Origin of the sequence: Enterococcus sp. AZ163 (genome assembly GCF_050498925.1) — a bacterium.
Lineage (GTDB): Bacteria > Bacillota > Bacilli > Lactobacillales > Enterococcaceae > Enterococcus_A > Enterococcus_A ferrettii.
The window spans coordinates 3,198,359-3,221,062 of sequence record NZ_JBIPAO010000001.1; the positions used below are offsets into that span (position 1 = coordinate 3,198,359).

Here is a 22,704-nt window from a genome sequence, read left to right on the forward strand (position 1 = left end):
ACCATGCAGTATAAACTATTAACTCCAGGTCCTTTGACCACCACTATGACCGTAAAAAAAGCCATGCTGACAGATCAGTGCACCTGGGACCAGGACTACAAAGAAATCACTCAGGAAATCCGTCAGCGTCTGCTGAACTTAGCCGAGGTATCAGAAAAAGAATACACCACTGTCCTAATGCAAGGCAGCGGGTCCTTCGGTGTGGAATCTGTTTTGAGCACGGTGATCACTCCTGAAGATCATTTGCTTATCTGCACAAACGGAGCTTATGGTCAGCGGATGGCAGCGATGTGTCAGCGACACAACATCACTCACACTGTTTACGAAGTGCCGGAAAATAAAATACCTAAAGCCGAAGCGGTGCAAAAACTATTGAACGACCACCCAAGCATTTCCGCCATCGCAATGGTGCATAGTGAAACAACCTCCGGGATTCTAAATGAGTTGGATGAAATCTCTGCCTTAGCTAAAGCAAACAACTTGTTGTTTATTGTGGATGCCATGTCCAGTTTCGGCGGCATCCCGATGAGTATTTCCCAGCTGTCAATTGATTTTCTGATTTCCAGCTCCAATAAATGTATTCAAGGTGTACCCGGCTTCTCCTTTGTCATTTGTAAAAAACAAGAGCTGGAGAAACGAAAAGGTTATGCGCGCACACTTTCCCTCGATCTTTACGATCAATATCAGGCGATGGAAAAAGATGGCAAATGGCGTTTTACCTCCCCTACCCATACGGTATTAGCTTTCTTACAGGCCTTGAAGGAATTAGAGTTAGAAGGCGGGATTGAACAACGCTATTTGAGATACTTGACCAACAATCACCTTTTGCGACAAAAAATGAGTGAATTAGGCTATGAGACCTTTATTCAAAAATATCAGGGGCCTTTCATCACTTCGTTCCTGTATCCTCAGGACCGGCCATTTGATTTCAATAATTTTTATCACCATTTGAAGCACAACGGCTTTGTAATTTATCCAGGAAAAATCAGCGACCATGATTGCTTCCGCATTGGCAACATCGGTGAGATTTATCCAGAAGATATTCATCGCTTAGCAGAGATCATTGAAAAATATTCGGAGGTAGCCTATGTCAGTTAAAACAATTATTTTTGATTGGGCCGGGACAACCGTTGATTTTGGTTGTATGGCTCCAGTCATAGCCTTCAAAAAGGCCTTTGATGAAAAAGGGATTACCCTATCTCTTGATGAAATTCGTGAACCAATGGGGAAGTTAAAACGAGAACATATCAAAATCTTACTGGAGCTGCCTTCTGTTCAAGAACAATGGCTGAACAGCTATCAACAGCCACCGCAAGATACCGATACTGAGGAAATTTATGCGCGTTTTGAAACTTTCCTATTCGAAGATTTAGCCAAATATTCAAAATTGAAGCCAGAAACGGCTGAGGTTATTCAGCAGCTGCAAGCACACGGAATTAATATTGGCTCAACAACTGGCTATACTAATGAAATGATGAAGATTGTTACCGCAGCAGCAAAAATAGCCGGCTACAGTCCAGATTTCATGTCTACTCCTGATGCAGTTGGTAACTTAGGCAGACCCCATCCCTATATGATTTTCCAAAACATGCAGCATTTCAACAATCTATCTGTGGCAGAAGTAGTGAAGGTTGGCGATACAGTTGCCGATGTTCAGGAAGGAAAAAATGCTGGGGTGTTTACGATTGCAGTGGTGGAAGGCAGTTCCGAGATGGGCTTATCCTTAGAAGAATACAGCGACTTGTCAGTAACCGACAAAGATCAGCTGATCCAAAAGGTCATGGATCGTTTTTATCAAGCTGGTGCAGACCTTTGTATACTAAATCTGACCGAACTGTTGGATTATTTTATCCATGATAAAGAGTTAGTTAGACAATCTTCCGTATCGGTATAACGATTAAAACCCGCACATTCAGTCAGAACGTGCGGGCCATTTCTATTTCAAAGTGTTTTTCATCATAGCTAACAACGTTTGAACATCCTCTGGTTTCGTATCACCCGTTGCTGAGTCGATAATTGAACTGTAAACATGAGGAATGATTTTCTTCACTCCGGCATCAACAGCAATCTGAACGATTTCTTCAAAGTTGGTTAAGTCGATTCCGCCAGTTGGTTCTAAATAGAAATCATACTCAGCACAGGCCCTAGCAACTGCCTGATATTCTTCCTTGTGAGCCAAGCCCTTCATTGGGAAATATTTAATCGAGCTGCCGCCCATATCCTTTAATAATTGAATAGCCGTCTCAATCGGTACTTCTCCACTTGGCGCCTGTGAACTTAACGGACCAGTTGCAATATTGACGTAGCCAACTTTCCCTGTCGGTGAAACCAAACCATTAATCACCGTATCCTTTTGGCCCAAAAGTGCTCGGGAAGTTCCTACTCCAGTAAATACCTGATTAACGTGCTGCGGCTGCAAAACAGCGGAGATGCGCGAGACCATTTGACTTTGGTTCGGATCGCCAGCCCCTAAACCAACGGATAATGCGTTGTCGGTTTCCTCCTGATATTTTTTCATATCTTCAATTGCTGCTTCGTCGCTATCATAGTTTTTAGAAAGAACCCCTAAAACAACGTGTCCTTCTGCTGCTTCGTAACAAGCTTTGGCATTTTCTACCGAATTCGCTAATACATTTAAGCAAATTCGTTCTTCTAAATAATTTGGGATCAATGACATGTTTTATTCCTCTTCCATAATTTCTTTTAGTCGTTGGACAATTGCATCCATTTCAGCTTGATTAACTGAACGTATATCAAATTCAATAATGCCATTGTTGGCTTGGTATTCTCGGGTATAGATCGCCGGATCAGCTGCTTTTAATTCTTCAATCACCTGTTTAGCAGTCTTTTTACCATTGACCTTCATGCTTGCCCGGTAAATGTCGCGCCCGGCACCGTCTTGAACCACTGTCGCCTGCAAATCAGCAAGCTGATTAACTGCCTCAACAAATGGCGCTAAACGTTCTTTCATGGAATCACCTGATTCACTGCCGTTAGTCAAGTAATCCTCCACCGCTTGGGTAAAGCCTAAGATATTATCTTTGCCGATTTTCATTGCTCGGCCGATTCCTTTACTTTGCAGACGAACCCATTTAACGTACTCACTTTTCCCAATAACTAAACCGGCACTAGGGCCTTCAATTGCTTTAGCTCCCGAGTAAATAACTAGATCAGCACCCGCCTCAATATATTGAAACAGATCTTCTTCAGCTGCCGCATCTACAATCAAAGGAAGTTGATGGCGATGAGCGGCCTCCGCTGCTTCCTTCACCGTTAACATACTTTTTTGAACGGTGTGATGGCTCTTGATGTAAAGAACCGCCGCCGTATTGTCAGTGATCATCATTTCAATGTGTTCAGGTGAACACATATTGGCATAACCCGCTTCAATCAGCTGACCACCACCCAAATCAACCATCGTTTCAACTGGTGTTCCATAATCTACATTGTGCCCTTTCGGTAGGACAATTTCTCTTTTTTGCAGACGATTTGTGTAGGGATGATACACATGATACATATCTCCTTTTCCAATAACCGCGGCTACCGATTGAGCGATTCCCGCAGAAGCAGAGGAAACGATCTGAGTGTCTTCTACCTTCAGTAAATTAGCCAGGTATTTGCCGGTTTGTACGGCCAGCTCGCTCATTTCAAAAAAGTGTTCTCTCCCAAAACGTTGGGCTGCTATCACCGATTCCGAGACCTTTGATACCCCAAGAATCGTCATGCGACCAGAAGCATTAATTACTTGCTTCAGGTCAAACTTGTCATAGCTGATTGTCATAGCTTACGCCTCCAATAATTGTCTGTACTGGAATAATCTGTTGTTTTGCCTGACGAAAATTACCATTCGAATCCACTAATTCTTTTTCTTCATCAATCAGCTTAAAGATAGTAAAATCTGCATCGGCCCCCGCCTCAATTCGTCCCTTTTGGGATAAATGATACTGATCAGCCGCCGCCGAAGTGATCTTTTCAATAATCAGCGGCCAAGAATAACCCACTGTATGCAGTTTTTCCAAGGTCGTTGCCAAGTCGAAAACCGGACCATTTGTACGATTACGAATATAAATATCGGTACTGATAGTATTAGCCAGCATGTTCGCCTTAAAGGCTGCTTCAGCAACCGTGAAATTGAAGCTGTCAGTGCCGTGACCAATGTCAAACAAGATGCCATCACGATAAGCTTGCCAAACAAACTCTTTAATTTTTCCAGTTGATTGATCCATTATACCGTTAGGCTTACCATTGAAACAATGAGTAAGAATATCGCCCTTGCTCATAACATCCAGAATTTCATTCAATTCAGGCGGCGCCGAGCCAATGTGAACCATCAAAGGCAGCTGTTGGTTCTCAGCTTGGATTTCTTTAGCCAATTTCAACGGTGTAATCCCGTTATCACCAATAACGGTCTTGCTCATACGTGCCTTAATTCCAATAATGAATTCTGGCAGATCAGCTAACACCTGTTTCACTAAATCTGATTGAACCTTCGACAAATCAGCCAGCTCATCCTGCTCAACGATTCCAAACTTCGAAATATTCAACAAGGCATAAACATTAGTCTTAGCTTCTTTCGCCAATTCATAAAAACGAGCAATATTTTCAGCACCGGTTGTTCCGGCATCAACAACTGTCGTTACGCCTTTTTCAATACCAATTTGGTCTGGATAGTCGTAATACAAATTCATTTCTTGATAGCAATGAACATGACTGTCAATCCAGCCGGCCGAGAAATACTTTCCATTTAAGTCAATTACTTCTCGTCCATTTGTCTCAATGGTTTCTGCAACCTCAACTATCTTGCCCTCTGCAAAAACAACTTCGCAAGGTTCACCTGTAATCAAGCGGCCATTTTTTAATACTGTCTCCGACATTGATCTTCCTCTTTTCCTATTGTTCCAAGGTTACTGGGAATAACGCCCCTAAAATCATTGCGCCTAAAATTGCGCCACCAGCAATCGGTTTTTTCCATTTGTAAAAAATAATTGCCCCAATCGTGGAACCAATCCCGATTGGAATAGAAGCTGAAGCTGCACTCAAAATGATCAGTGGTCCTAAGAAACGGCCAGACTGGTTACCAGCACCCATCATAATATCTGCACCAAAGGTTGAATTAGACTGATTAATCGTAAATTTCCGAATCAAAATGATGATCCCGCCTACTGCTAAGCCCAGCGCTGCACCTGTTAATAGTGCTAACGGGAAGCTTTTAATCGGCGCATCAATCCCCATTGATAGGAAGATAGCTGGAATACCAATCCCTAAACCAGTCAGAATTGAACCACCTAAATCCAAAATCCCTACCAGTGATCCTTCTAAAATTCTGGCAAATAGGAAGCTGGCACCAAAGGCAGCTGCCGCTCCATAAGACCCGCCATCTAAACCGGCTTTAAGCATCGCAACAATTGACACTTCGTTAAACGCACCAACCCCGTACTCAACATACATGTGAGTCCCTGTGAATACAGCGGAGGACATTAGCCCTACTAAAATTGGAAAGGCCCAATCACCAAACCAAAAACTTTTCTTTTTCTGTTCTTCTGTTAGTCCTGTAAATTCCATTATTTAAAAGCCCCCTATTCTACCGTAAAGACATCATGTAAGTTGTTTAACCAGTTTGGTGCATCCAAGCGGAAGCTTTCCAGCATCTGCAAATCAAACCCGCGGAAGAAACCACTAAATACAAACAACAAGATCGCTGCTGTCAGGATAATCTTAGTGATCTTAGTCCAGCCTTGTTCGTCAACACCCTTACCAACTAAAATCCCTAGTACCACACCTGGAACCGCGTTGCCCATAATCATCTGAGCAAATGCACCGAATAAAGTTCCCCAAAACCCAGAACGCTTACCTGCATCAATCGCTGCCAACCAGAATAGAACCGGCATAACAATATTGATCAACGTTGTAGCCGCTGGCACTAATACGGCAACCGCTGTTACTTGCAAAGCTTCTGGAATCGCTGCTGCAGTCGTATTTAGGAAAGCAACCAGCACCATTCCGATTAAAGCACCAGAAATCCCCATTTTCTTGGGATTATGCATAGTTTCTTCGACATTTTTGTTTTTAACCAACAATGCGGCTGTTGCCCAGTTAGGAATAACCCGGTGAGTAACATCCTGTGTGAACGCGCCGGCACCTACTGCTGATGCCCAAGCATTGAAGAAAAATCCTAGACCGAAAGAAAAGTGGGAAGCTGGGTCGCCTTCACAGGCGTTCATTTCCCCCAATGTTCGAAAAGCCCCTAGCCCCTGCGTACTTGGAGCATGAAACATTCTTGCTGCTCCCGCACCTGCGGCGAAGCCTAACAAACCGCCGATAATCAATGATTTCAATAAAATAATTACAAATTCCACTTCGTCTCACCCTCTTACACTTTTTTTGATAAAAATGGTACATTTACGGCATCTGGCGCTGCTTGTACTACTGACTCAAAAGGAACTGATGCCATGTCAATCATCAACAGCTCCACTTCGACATCCAGCTTAACGCTGTAATTCACTCGTTCCCGCGGGAAGAAGAAAAACAAGAAGCGCTCCGTATATTTTTGTTCTTCAGCAGAAAGTACAGTGACCGACTTAGGCTCAATTCGCAAAATCACGTCTGAGGTTCCTTTGAGCACTTGCTTTTGTACTTGATTTAAGGCATCTGAAAAGGCCGCTGCTTTCGTTTCCCCTCGTCCGTTAACGGTAATTATTTGTTGTTTTTTCTCTGTCGTGTTCACTGTACCTGCTCCTTTTTATTCTCCGTATTTTTTTATGTAGGCTTCCGTCAAACGTTTGCCTAATTCTTCTTGGTCCATAAAACCAAACCCTAAGACTGTATTTCCATCTTGAATAGCGGTTACGCCTTCTTCAACTGAACGCATACCGTGGCGTTCTGAATATCCATATTTAGTAGCTGCGGTTAGTGCTCCCGCGCCGCCGCTTCCGCAAAACGAAATGCCCATATCCGCATTTTCCTGCTGCATTACATCGCCTAAACGCATATCCGCACCCATACCTGGAACAACAACTGCTCTTCCGCCAGCTGCCTCTACTCCTTTTGCTACATTCTGTCCTTTACCTAATCGATCTGCGATAACTACTGTAATCATTTTGTTTCCTCCTCGTTTTGTTTTGCACTTTCAAAGTGAATGGATAATACATAGGTTTCATCTTTTGGCAGTTGACCAACTTTATCAACGACTAACTGAGAAATCAGCAGCGCTTCCTCCGATACTTCTGAAAACATTGCTGGATCAACTTCTAAAATTGTCCGGTTTTCCTTTTCACGGATGACCATCTCACTTAAATGATTAATTAAAATGGTCCATTGAAGATCCGTCGGGCGGATCATTTTTTCTTGCAGCAATTGTGCAGTATAGTCAACAACCTCCTGCAGCTCCTCTTTATAAGGATTGCTTTGCAGAATTTTTTGGCTTTCTTCAGTTAATTGCATTTCGGTCCTCCTTTCTACCTGTTGTCGACATAATTAAACAGTGCAGTTAATTCTGCCTCATTAACGGCTAAATCATTTTCGGAAAATAATTGCTCCGCTTGTTTAAATAAGGTTTGATTCAATGAAAGAATATCGGGATTTACATTGCCCTCTAATTGATACTGATGCTTAAACATGATTCGGTGAACCATCAGAAAAACATGCAATAAAAAGGCTTCTTCGGTCTCACGCTTTAGCAGATTGCCGGAGATTTTTTTCAGCCCCTCGTAAATGACGTACCCTTTTAGTATTACCTCTCGCGATAATTCCTCCGAGCTTAACTCAGGAATACGGAAAATCGGGGTTGAAAGCGAACGTTTATCCCCTAAAGTTTGTCGCGTAAAGCGTTTGATGTTCTGGATATCCTCTTTTGAAGGAATGGCATTCACCTTAATCGTCGGACAGTTCAAGTCCTCCATTGGGAAAATGCTGATAACCAGATCAGGCTTGTAGGTTTTGATAACGTTAGCTGCATTCAACACGGAAGCGAAACAAACAATTTCTACATTGGGAATTTCCTCTTCCATTTTTTGCTGGATCAAATTGGTGACTCCTAAGCCTGTTGAACAGACGTAAACGACTCGGGCAACCCCTTTTTCAAATTTCTCTTTTTCAAAGTAAACTAAGAAGTGCAGAGCAATATAGGCAATGAAAGAGTCGTTAACCAGCTGTTTCGTAGCTGGCATCTGCTCACACGCCTTTCCAATTGCGGTAAAAAGTTGCGGATGTAGCGACTTGATGTCTTCAACAAAGGGATTGTACTCATTGGGATAAAGATGTCTTTTCCCTAAGCGCAGAGATAAATGAGCAAACAAGTTGGTGACTAGCTGAGCATCATCACTGAAGGATACATTTAACTCTTCAGATATGTGCCGAACCAGCTGAATGGTCAGCTTCAGAATATCCTCCTGATCATTCCCCTTGGCACGGTCGCTGCAAATATACTCATATTCATCCTTAAACAACGGCAGATCGTAGACACCAAACACCGCCTGCATCAGCATCATGGGTATATCCTGCTTCTTCAATAATTCTGGGACATTTCCCATCATCACAAAAGCACCAATTGCATGGTTCATCTGCAAACGACAAACTGAAATGGCTACCCTAAAGGTAATCGCTAACAATTCAGCATAGTCAAATTCGTTAGTAACCATCGGATCTAACAGTTGTGAGGTTTGCTGAACAATTACCTGATAGACTTCATAAAACGGTAAGCCTTTTCCAATGTGAATAGGCTGTTTAGGCTGATCGTGATTCGTCAGTCGATTCATAATTTGATAGATATCGTATTCTGTAAGGTTGTGATGCAAAAGATAATCCATCAATGAACGACAAGCTTCCTCCGATCCATTTAGCCACAGTCCTTGTCCGCTTTGCCGTTTCAACTCTAATTGATACGAAGCGATAAACAGCTCGACCTTTTCTAAATCAGTAATAATGGTGTTTTTCGAAACACCTAACCAATTGGCTAGCTGATTCGTTGTTGTCGCCTCTTCAGTAAACAACAGCTTTAGAACAATTTGTTCAACCCGTAATTTCTGATCAGGAAAAATGTCAAAGCGTTCCTCTTCTAATAACTCATTTTTTAAAGTTAAACGCTGCGTTTTGGTTAATTCAAACCAAAGTCCTTTACTTCGTTGAGCATGAAGTATAATTTCGCGATCATTCAACCACAGTCGAATATTATCCAAGTCATATTTAATTGTGCGCACGCTTACTTGAAAATGTTCGGCTAGTTCTTTTGTCGTTAAACTATCTTCATTTTCCAACAGCCGTAATAAAACTTTAATTTCTCTTTTTGATAATTGCATCCTGCTTTAGCTCCTTACATGTGTAACTATAAGTTCATCCTTACTATCGTGCAATACAAACCTGTTGCACTTTGATAAGTGCAACCGCCTGCCCTTTCCCTTTGCTAAATTTGCAAAATGGCCCATTTTTTTCTAAAGAAAAAATTGAAAACCTTGTCAGAACAGCCTGCAACAAATGATTTATTTCACTAAGTACTCCCCACCTTATTTACTCATTGCACTAACCAAATGGGAAGTTCATTTTATTTAATTTTTAGAAAGTCCTAGAAAAAAAGCAATCGGAAAGGTCCGCCACCCTCAAAAAGTTCGGTCTTTTTGCGAGTTTTGCACTTCTCGATTGCTTTTGCTGATGAATCAGAAATAGTTAATTATTTGCTAAAATCTGACTTGTAACTGTGAAAAAACGTTCTAAAAATTGAGGGCTGTCCACTGATAAGCCGACGACCGCTGTCTTTAACGGCTGATTCAAACGAGCCAGCTCTCCGATGGTTCTGCCGATTGAAGGACCGGTAGTCTCAACGGTTAGATTGATTGCTAAAGTCTCAGTCAGAATTTCTGAATTTAAGGCAACCTCTACTGCTAAAGGATCATGCAGTGCTCCGCCAAACTCTCCCTCACCGTACTCATTCGTATAATAGTAAGTCGTCATTTCAGTAATGGCTTGAGCTGCCTCAGTTTGAATAGTAGTCCATTGTTCCATATCCTTTTGCGTAATCATGGTTTGAAGTGTCACGTCCAAACCCACCATCGTAAAGGAAACGCCGCTCGTAAAAACAAATTCTGCTGCCAAAGGATCATTATAAATATTCGCTTCAGCAAATGGACTTAAATTCCCTGGAATAGTTAAGGCACCGGCCATCATAACAATCCGTCCGACTTTGTTCATGACTTCGGCATCCTTTTTAATCGCTTCGGCTAAATTAGTTAAAGGTCCAGCAGTTACAATTGTCAACTCATTCCCATAGGTTTCCGCTGCACGCAGAAAGAAGTCCACAACAGATTCTGATTCACTGATCCGCTTGCTTTTAAGAAGTGAAACATTTTCCGATCCCATTGAAGCCATGTATCCGATGCAAATCATCCGTTGTCTGATAATCAGCCGTTCCCCAAGGAAAAGCTGCTCCTTCAAAAACTGGGGTATCCTCCTGTTTCAAAAGTGACAATAAATCCAAAGTATTTGCCGTTGCTTGTTCAAGGGTTACATTGCCAAAGGTAGTAGTTACACCAATCACTTCTGCTTCTGGATGGCCTAATGCATAAGTTAAAGCTAAAGCATCATCAATTCCCGTATCTAAATCCAAAATTAATTTCATGCGGCTTCCTCCTCATCGTTTTTAAAAAAAGGCCATCTCTTAATTGAATGAGATGGCCTTCGATTTTACATTTTGTTTGGTGCGTGAACGCCTAGCAAGCGCAAATCTTCTTTAAGAATCGTAGTAACTGCATAAACTAAAGCTAAACGAGCGTCCTTTTGCTCATCATCTACTAAAATCTTAGTATGTGCATAATATTTATTAAACGCTTGTGCCAATCTCAATGAATGCTTAGCAATAACAGAAGGTTCATATTGCTCTGCCGCTTGAGAAACCGCATCAGGGAATGCTTGCAATAGCTTGATGATTTCCCAGCTGTCCGCATCATTTAAGGCATACGCTCCTGTTATACTTGGCGCAAAGTCAGCTTTATCCAAAATAGTCATCGCTCTGGCATGCGTATATTGAACATAAGGTCCAGTTTCCCCTTCAAAACGAACCACTTCTCCCAGTTCAAAGTCAAAGTTGTTTAAGCGGTCATTTTTCAAATCATGGAAAATAACGGCGCCGACACCTACTTGGCGAGCAACTTCTTCTTTGTTTGGCAGATCCGGATTTTTCTCAACGATCTGTGCTAAAGCCGATTCGGTTGCTTCGTTCAATACTTCCTCTAGTAAAATAATTTTACCTTTACGAGTAGACAGCTTTTTACCACCTTGGGTAATCAAACCAAATGGAATGTGCTTCATGTCGTCAGACCAGTCAAAGCCCATTTCCTTTAGAACTGCTTTCAATTGTCTAAAGTGAATACTTTGTTCATTACCTACCACATATAATGACTTCACAAAGTTGTAAGTCCGTTTGCGATAAATCGCCGCTGCCAAATCCCGGGTAATATACAAGGTGGCACCATCTGATTTTTTAATTAACGCTGGGTTTAAATCGTAGGCTTCTAAGTCAACAATTTCTGCCCCTTGGTCTTCCTTCAGCAAATGCTTTTCTTCCAGCATCGTCACGACTTCATCCATTTTGTCATTGTAAAAGGCTTCGCCGTTGAATGAATCAAAGCTGACTTCCAGCATGTCATAAATCTTGTTGAACTCTTTCAACGATTCACTGCGGAACCATTCCCATAGCTCGACTGCTTCTGCATCGTCTTGTTCTAACCGCTTGAACCAGGCCCGTGCTTCATCTTCCAAAGCTGCATCGTTTTCTGCTTCTTCATGGAATTGTACATACAGACGCAATAGTTCGCTGATCGGTTCAGCCTTTACCTTTTCCTCAGAGCCCCATTTTTTATAGGCTACAATCAATTTACCAAACTGCGTGCCCCAGTCGCCCAAGTGATTGATCTTAACTGGTTGATAACCAACCTTGCTTAAGATTAAGCTAATGGAATTGCCGATTACTGTTGATCTTAAATGACCCATTGAAATAGGCTTAGCAATGTTAGGTGAAGACATATCAATCGTTACATTGCCATTGTTACCAATCGTGCTAGCACCAAATTGACTGCCGGCTTCAATAATTTCTTTTAATACGTTGCCGGAAACAGCTTCTTTATTCAAAAAGAAGTTTAAATAAGGTCCGACTACCTCAACCTTTTCAAAATGTTCAGGATTGATTTTTCCGGCTAAATCCGCTGCAATTTGCTGAGGTGCTTTGCGGTAGATTTTAGCCAACGAAAATGCTGGAAAAGCTACATCCCCATGGTCTGCTGACTTAGGGTTTTCTAGTAAGCGTGCTACATCCTCCAGTGTTAAATCTTCTTTAACTACTTCATAAACTGCCTGTGCTACAATCTCTTTGTTGTTCATCCTTTTTCCTCCTTAAGCAATAAAAAAAGCCCCTGATGAAGATTCCTTCATCAGAGACGAGACTTTCCCGCGGTACCACTCTTATTGTCTTTACGACCTGCTTTACTATAACGGTAGCTGCCGTTTCATCTCCAAAGTGCGCCCTCTATCTTGGTTTATCTGGCTCACACCCTCCCAGACTCGCTAAAAAAACTACCCAATAGACTTCTCTTTTTCCTTGATGAAATATTTTATCTGGCTTTCATAGTACCAGATACCAGCGAGAAGTCAAGACTAAACTTCAGGGATAAAAAGATTTCCTAAGGTTGCCGCCATTACTGCTTTAATTGTATGCATGCGATTTTCTGCCTGTTCAAACTGATGGGCGTAGGATGCTCGGAAGACTTCATCGGTCACTTCCATTTCTGCCAGACCGTAGGTATCCTTAATTTCCTGGGTAACTTCCGTTTGTACATCGTGGAAAGCTGGTAAACAATGTAAAAAGATCGTTTCTGCTTTGCCGGTTTTATCTACCATCGCTTGATTGATTTGATAAGGCAGTAACAGATCAATCCGTTTTTTAAACTCGGCTTCTTCACCCATGGATACCCAAACATCGGTATAAAGAACATCTGCTCCTTTTACCCCAGCATCAATGTCCGCGGTAATCAAAATTTCAGCTCCTGATTCCTTGGCGTATTCTTGCGCCAATTCAACTAATTTAGCTTCAGGGAACAGTTCTTCAGGCGTCACAATGTGCGTGTTCACACCTAAGATCGCTCCGGTAATCAACAGGGAATTTGCCACGTTGTTTCGTCCATCCCCTACGTAAGCTAAGGTAAGTCCCTCAATTTTGCCGAACTGTTCCTTCACCGTCAAGAAATCAGCCAACATTTGTGTCGGATGCCATTGATCGGTTAGTCCATTCCAAACTGGAACCCCAGAAAACTCAGCCAATGCCTCCACTGCTACTTGTGAGAAGCCGCGATATTCGATGCCGTCGAACATACTTCCCAACACCTTAGCAGTATCCTCGACTGATTCTTTTTTACCAAGCTGAATGTCGTTTTTGCCTAAATATTCAGGATGTGCCCCTAAATCAATCGCTGCTGTGGTAAAAGCCGCACGCGTTCTAGTAGAAGTTTTCTCAAACAGTAAGGCGATGTTCTTTCCTTCCAAATAGCGATGACTAATATTCTGCTTTTTCATCGCCTTTAAATGTGCAGCAAAATCAATCAGATACATTAATTCCTCTTTTGTAAAATCCTTTTCCTTTAGAAAGCTCTTCCCTTGAAACACTGAATTCATCCTGTTCCTCCTTTTGTATATTTAATCGTTATTTAGTAAATTTTCTTATTTTTATACATGATACCGGATAATTCAAAAAATAGCAATGCCTCTTTTAAATCTTCTGATTTTCCTCTATTATAAGGAAGTGCATTTAAAATCAGGCTTTTGCCCGGACTGGTTCGGAAACTTCCCAGAATAAAAAACTAAGAATCTCAACAAAGGAGGTAGGAAAAAATGCAACAAGTGATTATTGATTGCGATCCAGGGATTGATGACGCCCTGGCTTTAGAATATGCGATCAAATCAACAGAGTTAGAGGTCTTAGCCATCACTGTCGTCGCCGGAAATGCGCCGGTAGATATCGGCGTGAACAATGCCTTCAAAGTACTGGAGCGTTGTGACCGGTTAGACATCCCAGTGTATTGCGGCTCGAAGGCACCTCTTAAAAGGCCTTACGTGTCAGCACAAGATACCCATGGCATGGATGGATTAGGCGAAAGCGACATTAATCGACAATCCCAAGTTCAACCACAAGAGGAACGCGCTGAGAAATTTCTGGCAGACTTTTTTGCCCAAAAGCGGACAGTCGGTATTCTAGCCTTGGGACCCTTGACTAACATTGCCTTCGCATTGCAGTTCAATCCTGAGCTGGGGAGAAATCTGCAGCGCTTCGTTACTATGGGCGGCACCTATAAAAGCCACGGAAATTGTTCCCCCGTTGCAGAATATAATTATTGGTGTGACCCCGATTCAGCCAAGCTAGTCTATGAAAACTTGGGTCAACTAATTGAAATGGTCGGTTTGGATGTAACGCGAGAAATTGTTTTTAGTCCAACGATACTCGAATACTGTCGACGCATTAATCCGGATACCCATGACTATTTACAAAGAATTACCCAGTTCTATTTTGATTTTCATTGGGAGTATGAGCATTTGTTAGGTTGTGTCATCAACGACCCATTAGCCGTTGCTTATTATATTTCTCCAGAAATCTGTACCGGTTTTGAAAGCTATACTACCGTAGAAACCGAAAGCCTAAGTATTGGCCAAACTCTGGTTGATCATTACAATTTTTGGAAAAAGAAACCCAACACTAAAATTTTGGAAACCGTTAATACCAAAGCTTTTTTCACCCAGTTTTTAACCGTCCTTTTAGATGCACCAGAGGCAATGATTGCTTCTGATCTAAACCTATTACAGTTAGGATGAGACGAATGGAAAAAACAGCACCACGATTAACGATGATTGCTTTAGCAGTTGCTTTAAATATTGTATTGGGAAATTTAGCGCTCTTCTTACGCTTGCCCATTTATTTAGATACAGTCGGTACTATTTTCGCAGCCACAGTCCTAGGACCTGGGGCTGGTATTCTTACCGGTTTATGCAGTGCCTTATTTACTGGCGTGACTACTGATTTATTTTCGCTTTATTTTGCGCCAGTTCAGCTGTGTGTCGGCTTTATGGCCGGCGTTTTACTTCATAATAAAAAGGCCAGCTGGTCATTACCCTTGAAGGCTTTGGCAATTACGTTGCCTGGAACGATAAGCGCTTCTTTGATTACGGTTCTGCTCTTTGGTGGGATTACCTCTTCTGGCTCAAGTTTGATCGTTCAGGTAATTCATGGCCTAGGAGTCAATCAAACCTTAAGCGTCTTTTTAGTCCAAATTGGAACGGATTATCTAGACAAATTGCTAGCCGTCAGCTTAGTAATTAGTGCGGTAAAAGCTTTGCCCCGGTATCGGCAAATTGTCTCTTAAAATTTAAAAAGCGGGTGCCTCCGTCCTAGGATTAGGATAGAGGCACCCGCTTTTTTTAAATGTGTTGAAAGGCTAAACTTGGATTTGCATTTAAATCTATCGCTGCTACATGCTGCTTCTGCAACTCTACATGTGCTGCAGCTCCGATCATTGCTGCATTGTCGCCACATAATTTCAATGGTGGGATCACTAGCTCAAGCTCTGGCAGTTCCTCAGCTAAAGCCAGCTTCATTCCTTCACGCAAGCCTTGGTTAGCCGCTACTCCGCCAGCAATTACTAGCTGCTTCACTGGATAGGTTTTGCAAGCGCGAATTGTTTTCGTCACTAGTACCTCCACTACACTTGCCTGGAAGCTGGCAGCTAAATTAGCTGTATCTAAGACTTCCCCACGCTGCTCAGCGTTATGCACTAAATTGATAAAAGCACTTTTTAATCCGCTGAAGCTGAAATCAAAATTGTCTTCCTTCAGCATGGCCCGCGGAAAATCATAGGTATCTTCCCCTTGGTGAGCCAATTGATCCAGTTCCTTACCGCTAGGATAAGAAAGGCCTAAGATCCGGCCTACTTTATCGTAGGCTTCACCTGCGGCATCATCCCGTGTTTCACCAATAATCTCGTAAGAGCCGTCTTCAACCATGTATACTAATTCCGTATGTCCACCGCTGACTAATAAAGCCATCAGTGGAAATTCCAACGGCTGAACTAAACGAGCTGCATAAATGTGGCCAGCCATATGATTCACTGGAATCAAAGGCAAACCGTGGGCCCAAGCAAAGGCTTTGGCGGCACTTAAACCGATTAACAGAGCCCCTACTAATCCTGGTCCGTAAGTTACTGCTACTGCTTGCAGCTGATCCAGTGTTACTCCGGCCTCAGCTAATGCTTCATCTAAACAAAGAGTAATTTGTTCTACGTGGTGGCGGCTTGCCACCTCTGGAACAACTCCGCCAAAACGGCGATGGCTGTTAATTTGCGAAGCGACAATATTTGATAGCACAGTTTCACCATTTTGGATCACCGCAACACTAGTTTCATCACAGCTGCTTTCGATAGCTAATATATATTCATTCGTTTCCGTAAGTGCTCCCTGCTTTCCATTTCATAATTATTGCATCTTCCACTGGTGAGTGATAGTAATGTTTCCTTTCACCAATCACTTCAAAATGCATCTTTTCATAAAGACGACGTGCCGCCAAATTGGACGCACGTACTTCTAAAAATATTTGTTCCACCTTTTCCTGCAAAGCATACTCAAAAAGACGCTTAAACATTTTTTCAGCCACCCCTTGCCGCTTGTAGGCAGGCAAGGTTGCTATGTTAGTGATTTCAATTTCATCCAGCACCTGATGGAATCCTAAAAAGGCGATCAATGCTGATTTTTCCTCTAACAAATAATGGCTATGCTTCTGCTGCAAATCACTGTAAAATTCAGTAACCGTCCAAGGCGAGGTTCCACCATAGGCAGCTGTATTGATTTGCCATAGCTGCTGAGATAATTGCTCCAGTTGAGTTTCGCTGCTCATTTTTCTTCCTCTAATGGCTTAACCATCTCCAGCGCATCTTCATTATTCTCAGTATAGTAATTTCTGCGAATTTTTTGTCCTTCGAAACCTAAGCGACGGTATAAACGCTGAGCATCCTTATTACTAATCCGCACTTCTAAGGACATAGTAATACAGCTCTTCATTATAGCGAATTTTTCCACTTCGTCAATCAAAAAGGTGCCTAGTCCACGACCTTGAAATACCCTTTTAGCCGCAACATTCGTAATATGTGCATCATTGCCAATCACTCGGGCGCCGATAAATGCCACCAGTTCTTCCTGGTGCGTCAAGCAGATATACAAATGTGGGATTGGTGAATGGATTTCCGCCATAAAAGCACTCTTTGTCCAAGGTACCTCACCTAAATAAACATCCTTTTCCAAAGCAATCAATTCTTTTATGTCATAGTCGTTGATACTACGCAGAAAATATTCCTGCTCTTTTATCGTGACGTTGCGAGCTTCAAAGGGCTGCTGCTTGCGCTTTACAACCGTTCGGAGCAAACCGCTAAACTTTTTCAACATAATTCTCATCCCCTGGCTGATGTGTTTCCAACCATTTCTCCTCTGCTTCGACTCGCTTTAAATACGCCGGTACAAAATCCTGAATATCCGCTGCAGGTTCAGTCACATTACCTAATTGTCCTAATGTGACTCCATTTGGAAGATTTATTCGGTCATCTGTTTCAATTTTAGCAGTTGGAAGTACGGCTTGAATCTGTTCGGTAAATTTTTCGGTTTCCCCTACAAAAACTGCCTCTTCCTTAATTTCATTTAGCAAGTCGTCTAAGGAGATGTGCTGGTCAGCAATAATTGTAGTCAGCTGGCCCTGCTTCCATTGATAAGCACCCGCGTATACATTATTCCGGCGAGCATCCATAATCGGAACAATCAAACGAGAATCATGGATATTAGCAGCTAATGATTTTAAGCTGGAAATTCCAGCCAAATCTATATTCAGTGTACTAGCTAATGTTTTAGCCGTTGTCACAGCAATTCGAATCCCTGTATAAGATCCTGGTCCTTGAGCTACTACGATACGGTCCAACTCTTTAGGTGTCAGACCACTCACCTTCATTAGGTGTTCGATCGCCGGCATCAAGGTTAAGCTGTGATTCGTTTTACGATTTAGCTGAAATGATGCGACCGTCTGCTGATCTTCTAAAACTGCTACAGCCAACGTTTGATTCGACGTATCGAATGCTAAGATTTTCATATTTATTGATTCCCCGCTTTCAGATAGCCACATTTTACCATAAAATCTTTTTTCAATATAGTTGTGCTTAATTTATTTAAGGAATCGCATGTTTTTAAGCTTTGTTCTTACTTGAAAGTGAAGAAATTCCCAATTATTTGTTTTAAATATTTTTCTTAAATATTTTGAATTTTTAATTCAGCAATTTATCTTGTTTCTAAAATAAATAAACCTTACTATAGGAAACGAGGCAAGTGAGCAACATTTCATTCTTTTCTCTCTGATAGAATGAGTTTTAGAGAACCAACATCCTGCATCTTCTTATCATGCTTGCCTCGACAGTAAAAAGAAACCTGAGAATCGCTTTTAGCGAACCTCCCAGGCTTCTTTTGTTATTTGGTTGACTCGCGAAGAACCAGCTTCGTTCCCAGCATAATCTTTCTTGAAACAGGGGCGCACTCTTTGGCCAGTTCCAAAACGGTGGATACCGCTAATTCCCCCATCCACTCGGTTTCCACTTTGATGGTTGAAAGCTTTGGTGAAACATACTTAGCAACACTCACATCATTAAAGCCAATAATTGAGATGTTTTCAGGAATACTCATTCCTGTTTCCTGAATTGCCTGCATAGCGCCTATAGCCAATGCATCACTAGAAGCGAACAAGGCAGTAGGCAGCTTTGAATGCTGCTGTAAAAAGGTTGCCATTGCAGCTTTTCCAGCTTCAACACTAAACTCAGCCTGCAAAACATACTCCTTTTTATAAAGCTTCAACCGGCGCATTTTTTGCTCGAAAGCCGTTAAACGTGGGTCCAGAATCGGCTGATGGGTTTGTTTGGTATGTTCAATTCCGGCTAAAATTCCAATATTTTCATGACCTCGGGCCACAAAGTGATCGATAACCGAATCTACGCTCTGATTGAAGTCAACAACTAATGAATCAAAACCTTCCGAAGTTGCATCGTAATCAACAAACAGCAGGTTCTCATCCACTTCGCGAATTTGTTTGATCTGTTCCGTATCAAATTTTCCTAAAGCAATTGTTCCTACCGTTTTTAAGGTCGTTAGTTCTGTCAAAGCTTCGCGCTTCACTTGAATGTTTAGTTCCTCCGCCCGTTTCTCAATTCCTAGACGGATAGCTAAATAGTAGAGATCAGCCAACTCTTCCTCCGCATCGTACCATTGAACTAAACGTAGAACAGTTGTTTCTGTCTTACTATTTTTCTTATGCTTGGTATAATTCAACTCTTCAGCTGCTTGAAAGATTTTGTGTTTAGTTTCCAAGCCCACTGATATTTGCGGATCATAATTAAGCACCCGTGAGACTGTCGCCGGAGAAACGCCAGCTAATTCCGCTATATCGCGAATGGTCGCCATTTTATTTCCTCCTGACTATAATCCCGCAGTAAAGCGTGCAAAGGCCGCCTGCCCCGCTTCATCTCGTTTAAATACACCGGCATCTTCTAAAACACGCGCGAATACTTTCCCAATTTCCTGCTGCAGAATTTCCTCTGCGTTATCAGCAGTAATTGCATGTTCAGCCTTAATAGCATCTGCCCACTCCTGTTGATATGCCTGTATCTCATTTGATCGATTCACTAAGTATTTTTCAACCTCTTGCATTTCCTCTTTCAAACGTGGAGGCAATACTGCCAGTCCCATAACTTCAATCAAACCAATATTTTCTTTCTTGATATGCTGAACATCAGGATGGGGATGGAAAATCCCATCAGGAAATTCTTCAGAAATATTATTATCTCGCAAGACAAGATCCAGTTCGAAAAGGTCTCCTTTACGTCGAGCAATCGGTGTAATCGTGTGATGAGGCGTTCCATCCGTTGAAAAAGCAACAACATCAACACTTTCATCCGTGTATTGTTTCCATGATTCAAAAATGTATTCAGCAGCGGCTACTAAATCCTTAGGTTGCTTGCCTTGCAAACGAATCACTGACATCGGCCATTTTACAATTCCAGCCGCAACAGAAGGAAATAGTTCCAACTCAATTTCTTTTTCTACTTGTGCTACTGCCATTGGAAAGGTATGACGTCCCCCCTGATAATGGTCATGGGACAGAATAGAACCGCCCACAATCGGCAAATCAGCATTTGAGCCGACAAAATAATGAGGTAAGACCTCAGTAATCTTCAGTAAACGGGCAAATGTTTCCCGCGTAATCTTCATTGGACGGTGTTCCTCAGAAAGAACAATACAATGCTCATCATAATAAGCATAAGGTGAGTATTGCAATCCCCAGCTTTCGCCATCCAAATTCATTCGAATAATTCGATGATTTGTACGTGCTGGATAATTCAATCTGCCTTTATATCCTTCGTTTTCCATACACAGAAGACATTTCGGATAATCCACCTGAACCACTTCACGTTCTGCGGCTATTTGCTTAGGGTCCTTTTCTGGTTTCGAAAGATTGATCGTAATCTCCAAAGTTCCATACTCGGTCTCGGCAGGAAACACAATATTTTTAGCAATATCCTGTGTTTTGATATAATTGTTTGTTTGACTTAATTGGAAGAAATAGTCCGTCGCTTCCTTAGGATTTTTAGCATAGTACTGTGCAAAATACGCATTTACTACTGAAGGCGGCGGTGTCATGAAATCCATCAGCTGCGATTCCAGAATATCCTTTTCAGCCGAAAGCTCACCAATCACCTGATTCTTTACTCCCTGTGCCACTAATGGTTGAACCAACTCCGCGGCAGAAGCTTCTACCGGACGAATTTCAGCTGCTTCCAGCCCATCTTCACCAATCAGTCTGATTACCTGATTTTCCAAGTAGATACGGTCCATATCCATCCAACCACCAGAATGAATCGCGAGGCTGACAAAGTCTCTAACTATTTGACTAATCAACATTACTTTTCCTCCTAGTCTTCATATCCATTCGGATGACTGACATGCCAATTCCAGGCTGTTTGAATGATCTCTTGAATGTCTGTATACTCAGGCTGCCAGCCTAGAACGGTTTTAGCCTTTTCACTTGAAGCGACTAACGTACTAGGATCACCTGCTCGACGAGGACCAATTTTTGCAGGGATATCTTTTTGAGTTACTTCTCGAGCAGCATCCAGCATTTCCTTCACTGAGTAACCATTGTTAGAACCTAAATTAAAGACGTTGCTCTCATTTCCGGCCTTCAAATATTCCAACGCTAAAATGTGAGCCATTGCCAAATCCTCTACTTGGACGTAGTCACGAATACATGTGCCATCTGGCGTATTGTAATCATCGCCAAAAATTGTCAAATGTTCTCTTTGTCCCAGTGCAACCTGTAAAATAATTGGGACTAAATGAGTTTCTGGATCATGATCTTCTCCAATGGAAGCGTCGGCCTTCGCACCTGCAACATTGAAATAGCGCAAGGCTACATAACGCATACCATAAGCATTGTCACACCAGTGCATCATTTTTTCCATCATCAGCTTGCTTTCGCCGTAAGGATTTTTAGGATTAGTGGGAGTATCCTCACTAATTGGTGAAACTTCCGGTTCGCCGTAAGTTGCCGCAGTAGAAGAAAAGACAATATTCTTCACTTTGAACTCTTCCATAACCTCCAGCAGCATTTCCATACCAACTACATTATTATTGAAATATTTCAAAGGCTTCTCTACCGATTCGCCAACTAGTGAGCTAGCTGCAAAATGGACGACCCCTTCAATCGTTTCTTTTTGAAAAACTTCCCGCATAAACGTCTGATCTCGACAGTCCCCTTCATAAAATGCCGCCTTAGAATGAACCGCTTCACGATGTCCTGTCAGCAAATTATCCACTACTACTACTGAATATCCTTGATTAATTAGTCGGTCGACCGTATGCGACCCGATATATCCTGCCCCACCTAGAACTAAAATTGACATATCTTCACTCCTTTAAAATATTTACTAAAAAAATTATAATATTTTTACTAAAAAAATACAAGTTGTTTTACCAAAGAATGATCTGCCAATCTTACTACCTATCTCAAAAGTATCGATGATCCTTCGAATTTACTAAGTAAAAACAGGTAAATCCCTAGCAGTAGGAATTTACCTGTACATTTTTATGCTTTTTCAGCAATTACTTCAATTTCAACTAGCGCATCGGCTGGAAGCTTCGCAACTTGAACGCAGCTTCTAGCTGGGTATGGTTCTTCGAAATGATCCGCGTAAATTTCGTTTACCGCTGCAAAATGATCTAAATCTTTCAAGAACACAGTCACCTTCACTACATTTTCCAATGACAAATCAACCGTTGACAATACGTTTTTGATATTGGCTAAAGATTGTTTCGCTTGCTCTTCCACGCCTTCTTTTAATTGATTTGTAGCTGGATCAATTCCTAATTGTCCTGATAAAAAGACCGTATTGCCAGTTACCATTCCTTGAGAATAAGGACCTAAAGCTTTTGGTGCTTGATCAGAATTTAAACGCTCCATCTTTTTCTCTCCCTTATCATGTTTTAATAACTCTTATTATACCCAATTCCTTCTCAACAAGCCAAGCTTTGTTAAATAATTTTCGCTAACTAATCTTTTAGCTTTCCATTTTAGTCATTTTGTTTCATAATAAAAGTAGTAATAAG

General features: G+C 41.8%; 25 protein-coding genes and 1 riboswitch. Of the genes, 4 read left to right on the plus strand and 21 right to left on the minus strand.

Annotated elements, in window-relative coordinates; translation table 11 throughout:
- The first annotated feature begins 3 nt into the window (after window positions 1-3).
- Window positions 4-1,098, plus strand: coding sequence for a 2-aminoethylphosphonate--pyruvate transaminase (gene phnW / locus IGI46_RS15345; protein WP_429973778.1), 1,095 nt, complete (start codon window positions 4-6; stop codon window positions 1,096-1,098).
- On the plus strand, window positions 1,088-1,894 hold the full coding sequence (gene phnX / locus IGI46_RS15350) for a phosphonoacetaldehyde hydrolase (protein ID WP_429973779.1): 807 nt from the start codon (window positions 1,088-1,090) through the stop codon (window positions 1,892-1,894). The genes phnW and phnX overlap by 11 nt, the downstream gene beginning before the upstream one ends.
- Window positions 1,895-1,936: 42 nt before the next feature.
- On the opposite strand, the gene dagF is transcribed toward phnX, so the two are convergent.
- From dagF to argF, 13 genes are all read right to left on the minus strand, one after another.
- The gene (gene dagF / locus IGI46_RS15355; protein WP_429973780.1) at window positions 1,937-2,677 is read right to left on the minus strand and encodes a 2-dehydro-3-deoxy-phosphogluconate aldolase; all 741 of its coding nucleotides are present in this window, start codon (window positions 2,675-2,677) and stop codon (window positions 1,937-1,939) included.
- 3 nt (window positions 2,678-2,680) lie between these two features.
- Window positions 2,681-3,781: a DgaE family pyridoxal phosphate-dependent ammonia lyase gene (locus tag IGI46_RS15360; RefSeq protein ID WP_429973781.1), complete on the minus strand. Its 1,101-nt coding sequence runs from the start codon at window positions 3,779-3,781 to the stop codon at window positions 2,681-2,683.
- Window positions 3,765-4,874 (minus strand): amidohydrolase/deacetylase family metallohydrolase, encoded by a 1,110-nt coding sequence (locus IGI46_RS15365; RefSeq protein ID WP_429973782.1) that lies wholly within the window; start codon window positions 4,872-4,874, stop codon window positions 3,765-3,767. Before IGI46_RS15365 ends, IGI46_RS15360 begins: the two co-directional genes overlap by 17 nt.
- A 16-nt stretch (window positions 4,875-4,890) precedes the next feature.
- On the minus strand, window positions 4,891-5,562 hold the full coding sequence (locus tag IGI46_RS15370; RefSeq protein ID WP_207702352.1) for a DUF4310 family protein: 672 nt from the start codon (window positions 5,560-5,562) through the stop codon (window positions 4,891-4,893).
- A gap of 14 nt (window positions 5,563-5,576) precedes the next feature.
- Window positions 5,577-6,356 (minus strand): DUF4311 domain-containing protein, encoded by a 780-nt coding sequence (locus IGI46_RS15375; RefSeq protein WP_207702351.1) that lies wholly within the window; start codon window positions 6,354-6,356, stop codon window positions 5,577-5,579.
- Window positions 6,357-6,370: 14 nt separating this feature from the next.
- On the minus strand, window positions 6,371-6,724 hold the full coding sequence (locus IGI46_RS15380) for a DUF4312 family protein (RefSeq protein WP_429973783.1): 354 nt from the start codon (window positions 6,722-6,724) through the stop codon (window positions 6,371-6,373).
- A gap of 15 nt (window positions 6,725-6,739) precedes the next feature.
- Entirely contained in the window at window positions 6,740-7,096 is a 357-nt protein-coding gene (locus IGI46_RS15385; RefSeq protein WP_207673511.1) for a glycine-rich SFCGS family protein, read from the minus strand.
- On the minus strand, window positions 7,093-7,440 hold the full coding sequence (locus IGI46_RS15390) for a PRD domain-containing protein (RefSeq protein WP_429973784.1): 348 nt from the start codon (window positions 7,438-7,440) through the stop codon (window positions 7,093-7,095). The genes IGI46_RS15385 and IGI46_RS15390 overlap by 4 nt, the downstream gene beginning before the upstream one ends.
- Before the next feature lie 14 nt (window positions 7,441-7,454).
- On the minus strand, window positions 7,455-9,293 hold the full coding sequence (locus tag IGI46_RS15395) for a BglG family transcription antiterminator (protein WP_429973785.1): 1,839 nt from the start codon (window positions 9,291-9,293) through the stop codon (window positions 7,455-7,457).
- Between the two features lie 364 nt (window positions 9,294-9,657).
- Complete coding sequence (locus IGI46_RS15400) at window positions 9,658-10,374, minus strand: nucleoside hydrolase (RefSeq protein WP_429973786.1); 717 nt, start codon at window positions 10,372-10,374, stop codon at window positions 9,658-9,660.
- Complete coding sequence (locus tag IGI46_RS15405; RefSeq protein ID WP_429973787.1) at window positions 10,319-10,606, minus strand: nucleoside hydrolase; 288 nt, start codon at window positions 10,604-10,606, stop codon at window positions 10,319-10,321. The genes IGI46_RS15400 and IGI46_RS15405 overlap by 56 nt, the downstream gene beginning before the upstream one ends.
- 65 nt (window positions 10,607-10,671) lie before the next feature.
- Window positions 10,672-12,363, minus strand: coding sequence for an arginine--tRNA ligase (argS, locus tag IGI46_RS15410; protein WP_429973788.1), 1,692 nt, complete (start codon window positions 12,361-12,363; stop codon window positions 10,672-10,674).
- A gap of 273 nt (window positions 12,364-12,636) precedes the next feature.
- Window positions 12,637-13,650 (minus strand): ornithine carbamoyltransferase, encoded by a 1,014-nt coding sequence (gene argF, locus IGI46_RS15415; RefSeq protein ID WP_429973789.1) that lies wholly within the window; start codon window positions 13,648-13,650, stop codon window positions 12,637-12,639.
- 150 nt (window positions 13,651-13,800) lie between these two features.
- A riboswitch (PreQ1 riboswitch) is annotated at window positions 13,801-13,845 on the plus strand.
- Between the two features lie 21 nt (window positions 13,846-13,866).
- Between argF and IGI46_RS15420 the strand changes: the two genes are divergently transcribed.
- Window positions 13,867-14,841: a nucleoside hydrolase gene (locus IGI46_RS15420; RefSeq protein WP_429963905.1), complete on the plus strand. Its 975-nt coding sequence runs from the start codon at window positions 13,867-13,869 to the stop codon at window positions 14,839-14,841.
- A 5-nt stretch (window positions 14,842-14,846) separates the two neighbouring features.
- Window positions 14,847-15,389: an ECF transporter S component gene (locus IGI46_RS15425; protein WP_429973790.1), complete on the plus strand. Its 543-nt coding sequence runs from the start codon at window positions 14,847-14,849 to the stop codon at window positions 15,387-15,389.
- 55 nt (window positions 15,390-15,444) lie between these two features.
- On the opposite strand, the gene tsaD is transcribed toward IGI46_RS15425, so the two are convergent.
- From tsaD to IGI46_RS15465, 8 genes are all read right to left on the minus strand, one after another.
- Complete coding sequence (tsaD, locus tag IGI46_RS15430; RefSeq protein WP_429964979.1) at window positions 15,445-16,449, minus strand: tRNA (adenosine(37)-N6)-threonylcarbamoyltransferase complex transferase subunit TsaD; 1,005 nt, start codon at window positions 16,447-16,449, stop codon at window positions 15,445-15,447.
- Between the two features lie 4 nt (window positions 16,450-16,453).
- Window positions 16,454-16,912: a ribosomal protein S18-alanine N-acetyltransferase gene (rimI, locus tag IGI46_RS15435; protein ID WP_429963907.1), complete on the minus strand. Its 459-nt coding sequence runs from the start codon at window positions 16,910-16,912 to the stop codon at window positions 16,454-16,456.
- A complete protein-coding gene (rimI, locus tag IGI46_RS15440) occupies window positions 16,909-17,457 on the minus strand; it encodes a ribosomal protein S18-alanine N-acetyltransferase (RefSeq protein WP_429963908.1) in 549 nt (182 codons plus the stop codon). Before rimI (IGI46_RS15440) ends, rimI (IGI46_RS15435) begins: the two co-directional genes overlap by 4 nt.
- Window positions 17,441-18,148, minus strand: coding sequence for a tRNA (adenosine(37)-N6)-threonylcarbamoyltransferase complex dimerization subunit type 1 TsaB (tsaB, locus tag IGI46_RS15445; RefSeq protein WP_429963909.1), 708 nt, complete (start codon window positions 18,146-18,148; stop codon window positions 17,441-17,443). The genes rimI (IGI46_RS15440) and tsaB overlap by 17 nt, the downstream gene beginning before the upstream one ends.
- Window positions 18,149-18,519: 371 nt before the next feature.
- Window positions 18,520-19,503, minus strand: a complete 984-nt coding sequence (locus IGI46_RS15450) for a substrate-binding domain-containing protein (RefSeq protein ID WP_429963910.1) — start codon at window positions 19,501-19,503, stop codon at window positions 18,520-18,522.
- Window positions 19,504-19,518: 15 nt separating this feature from the next.
- On the minus strand, window positions 19,519-21,000 hold the full coding sequence (galT, locus tag IGI46_RS15455; RefSeq protein ID WP_429963911.1) for a UDP-glucose--hexose-1-phosphate uridylyltransferase: 1,482 nt from the start codon (window positions 20,998-21,000) through the stop codon (window positions 19,519-19,521).
- Window positions 21,001-21,011: 11 nt separating this feature from the next.
- Window positions 21,012-22,001: a UDP-glucose 4-epimerase GalE gene (galE, locus tag IGI46_RS15460; protein WP_429963912.1), complete on the minus strand. Its 990-nt coding sequence runs from the start codon at window positions 21,999-22,001 to the stop codon at window positions 21,012-21,014.
- 182 nt (window positions 22,002-22,183) lie between these two features.
- Complete coding sequence (locus IGI46_RS15465; protein ID WP_429963913.1) at window positions 22,184-22,558, minus strand: RidA family protein; 375 nt, start codon at window positions 22,556-22,558, stop codon at window positions 22,184-22,186.
- Window positions 22,559-22,704 lie beyond the last annotated feature (146 nt).

Bases quoted from the DNA above. Each gene is read 5' to 3' on its own strand.
- phnW (WP_429973778.1), top strand. From the start codon at position 4: ATGCAGTATAAACTATTAACTCCAGGTCCTTTGACCACCACTATGACC.
- phnX (WP_429973779.1), top strand. From the start codon at position 1,088: ATGTCAGTTAAAACAATTATTTTTGATTGGGCCGGGACAACCGTTGAT.
- dagF (WP_429973780.1), bottom strand. From the start codon at position 2,677: ATGTCATTGATCCCAAATTATTTAGAAGAACGAATTTGCTTAAATGTA.
- IGI46_RS15360 (WP_429973781.1), bottom strand. From the start codon at position 3,781: ATGACAATCAGCTATGACAAGTTTGACCTGAAGCAAGTAATTAATGCT.
- IGI46_RS15365 (WP_429973782.1), bottom strand. From the start codon at position 4,874: ATGTCGGAGACAGTATTAAAAAATGGCCGCTTGATTACAGGTGAACCT.
- IGI46_RS15370 (WP_207702352.1), bottom strand. From the start codon at position 5,562: ATGGAATTTACAGGACTAACAGAAGAACAGAAAAAGAAAAGTTTTTGG.
- IGI46_RS15385 (WP_207673511.1), bottom strand. From the start codon at position 7,096: ATGATTACAGTAGTTATCGCAGATCGATTAGGTAAAGGACAGAATGTA.
- IGI46_RS15390 (WP_429973784.1), bottom strand. From the start codon at position 7,440: ATGCAATTAACTGAAGAAAGCCAAAAAATTCTGCAAAGCAATCCTTAT.
- IGI46_RS15395 (WP_429973785.1), bottom strand. From the start codon at position 9,293: ATGCAATTATCAAAAAGAGAAATTAAAGTTTTATTACGGCTGTTGGAA.
- IGI46_RS15400 (WP_429973786.1), bottom strand. From the start codon at position 10,374: ATGATTTGCATCGGATACATGGCTTCAATGGGATCGGAAAATGTTTCA.
- IGI46_RS15405 (WP_429973787.1), bottom strand. From the start codon at position 10,606: ATGAAATTAATTTTGGATTTAGATACGGGAATTGATGATGCTTTAGCT.
- argS (WP_429973788.1), bottom strand. From the start codon at position 12,363: ATGAACAACAAAGAGATTGTAGCACAGGCAGTTTATGAAGTAGTTAAA.
- argF (WP_429973789.1), bottom strand. From the start codon at position 13,650: ATGAATTCAGTGTTTCAAGGGAAGAGCTTTCTAAAGGAAAAGGATTTT.
- IGI46_RS15420 (WP_429963905.1), top strand. From the start codon at position 13,867: ATGCAACAAGTGATTATTGATTGCGATCCAGGGATTGATGACGCCCTG.
- IGI46_RS15425 (WP_429973790.1), top strand. From the start codon at position 14,847: ATGGAAAAAACAGCACCACGATTAACGATGATTGCTTTAGCAGTTGCT.
- rimI (WP_429963907.1), bottom strand. From the start codon at position 16,912: ATGAGCAGCGAAACTCAACTGGAGCAATTATCTCAGCAGCTATGGCAA.
- rimI (WP_429963908.1), bottom strand. From the start codon at position 17,457: ATGTTGAAAAAGTTTAGCGGTTTGCTCCGAACGGTTGTAAAGCGCAAG.
- tsaB (WP_429963909.1), bottom strand. From the start codon at position 18,148: ATGAAAATCTTAGCATTCGATACGTCGAATCAAACGTTGGCTGTAGCA.
- IGI46_RS15450 (WP_429963910.1), bottom strand. From the start codon at position 19,503: ATGGCGACCATTCGCGATATAGCGGAATTAGCTGGCGTTTCTCCGGCG.
- galT (WP_429963911.1), bottom strand. From the start codon at position 21,000: ATGTTGATTAGTCAAATAGTTAGAGACTTTGTCAGCCTCGCGATTCAT.
- galE (WP_429963912.1), bottom strand. From the start codon at position 22,001: ATGTCAATTTTAGTTCTAGGTGGGGCAGGATATATCGGGTCGCATACG.
- IGI46_RS15465 (WP_429963913.1), bottom strand. From the start codon at position 22,558: ATGGAGCGTTTAAATTCTGATCAAGCACCAAAAGCTTTAGGTCCTTAT.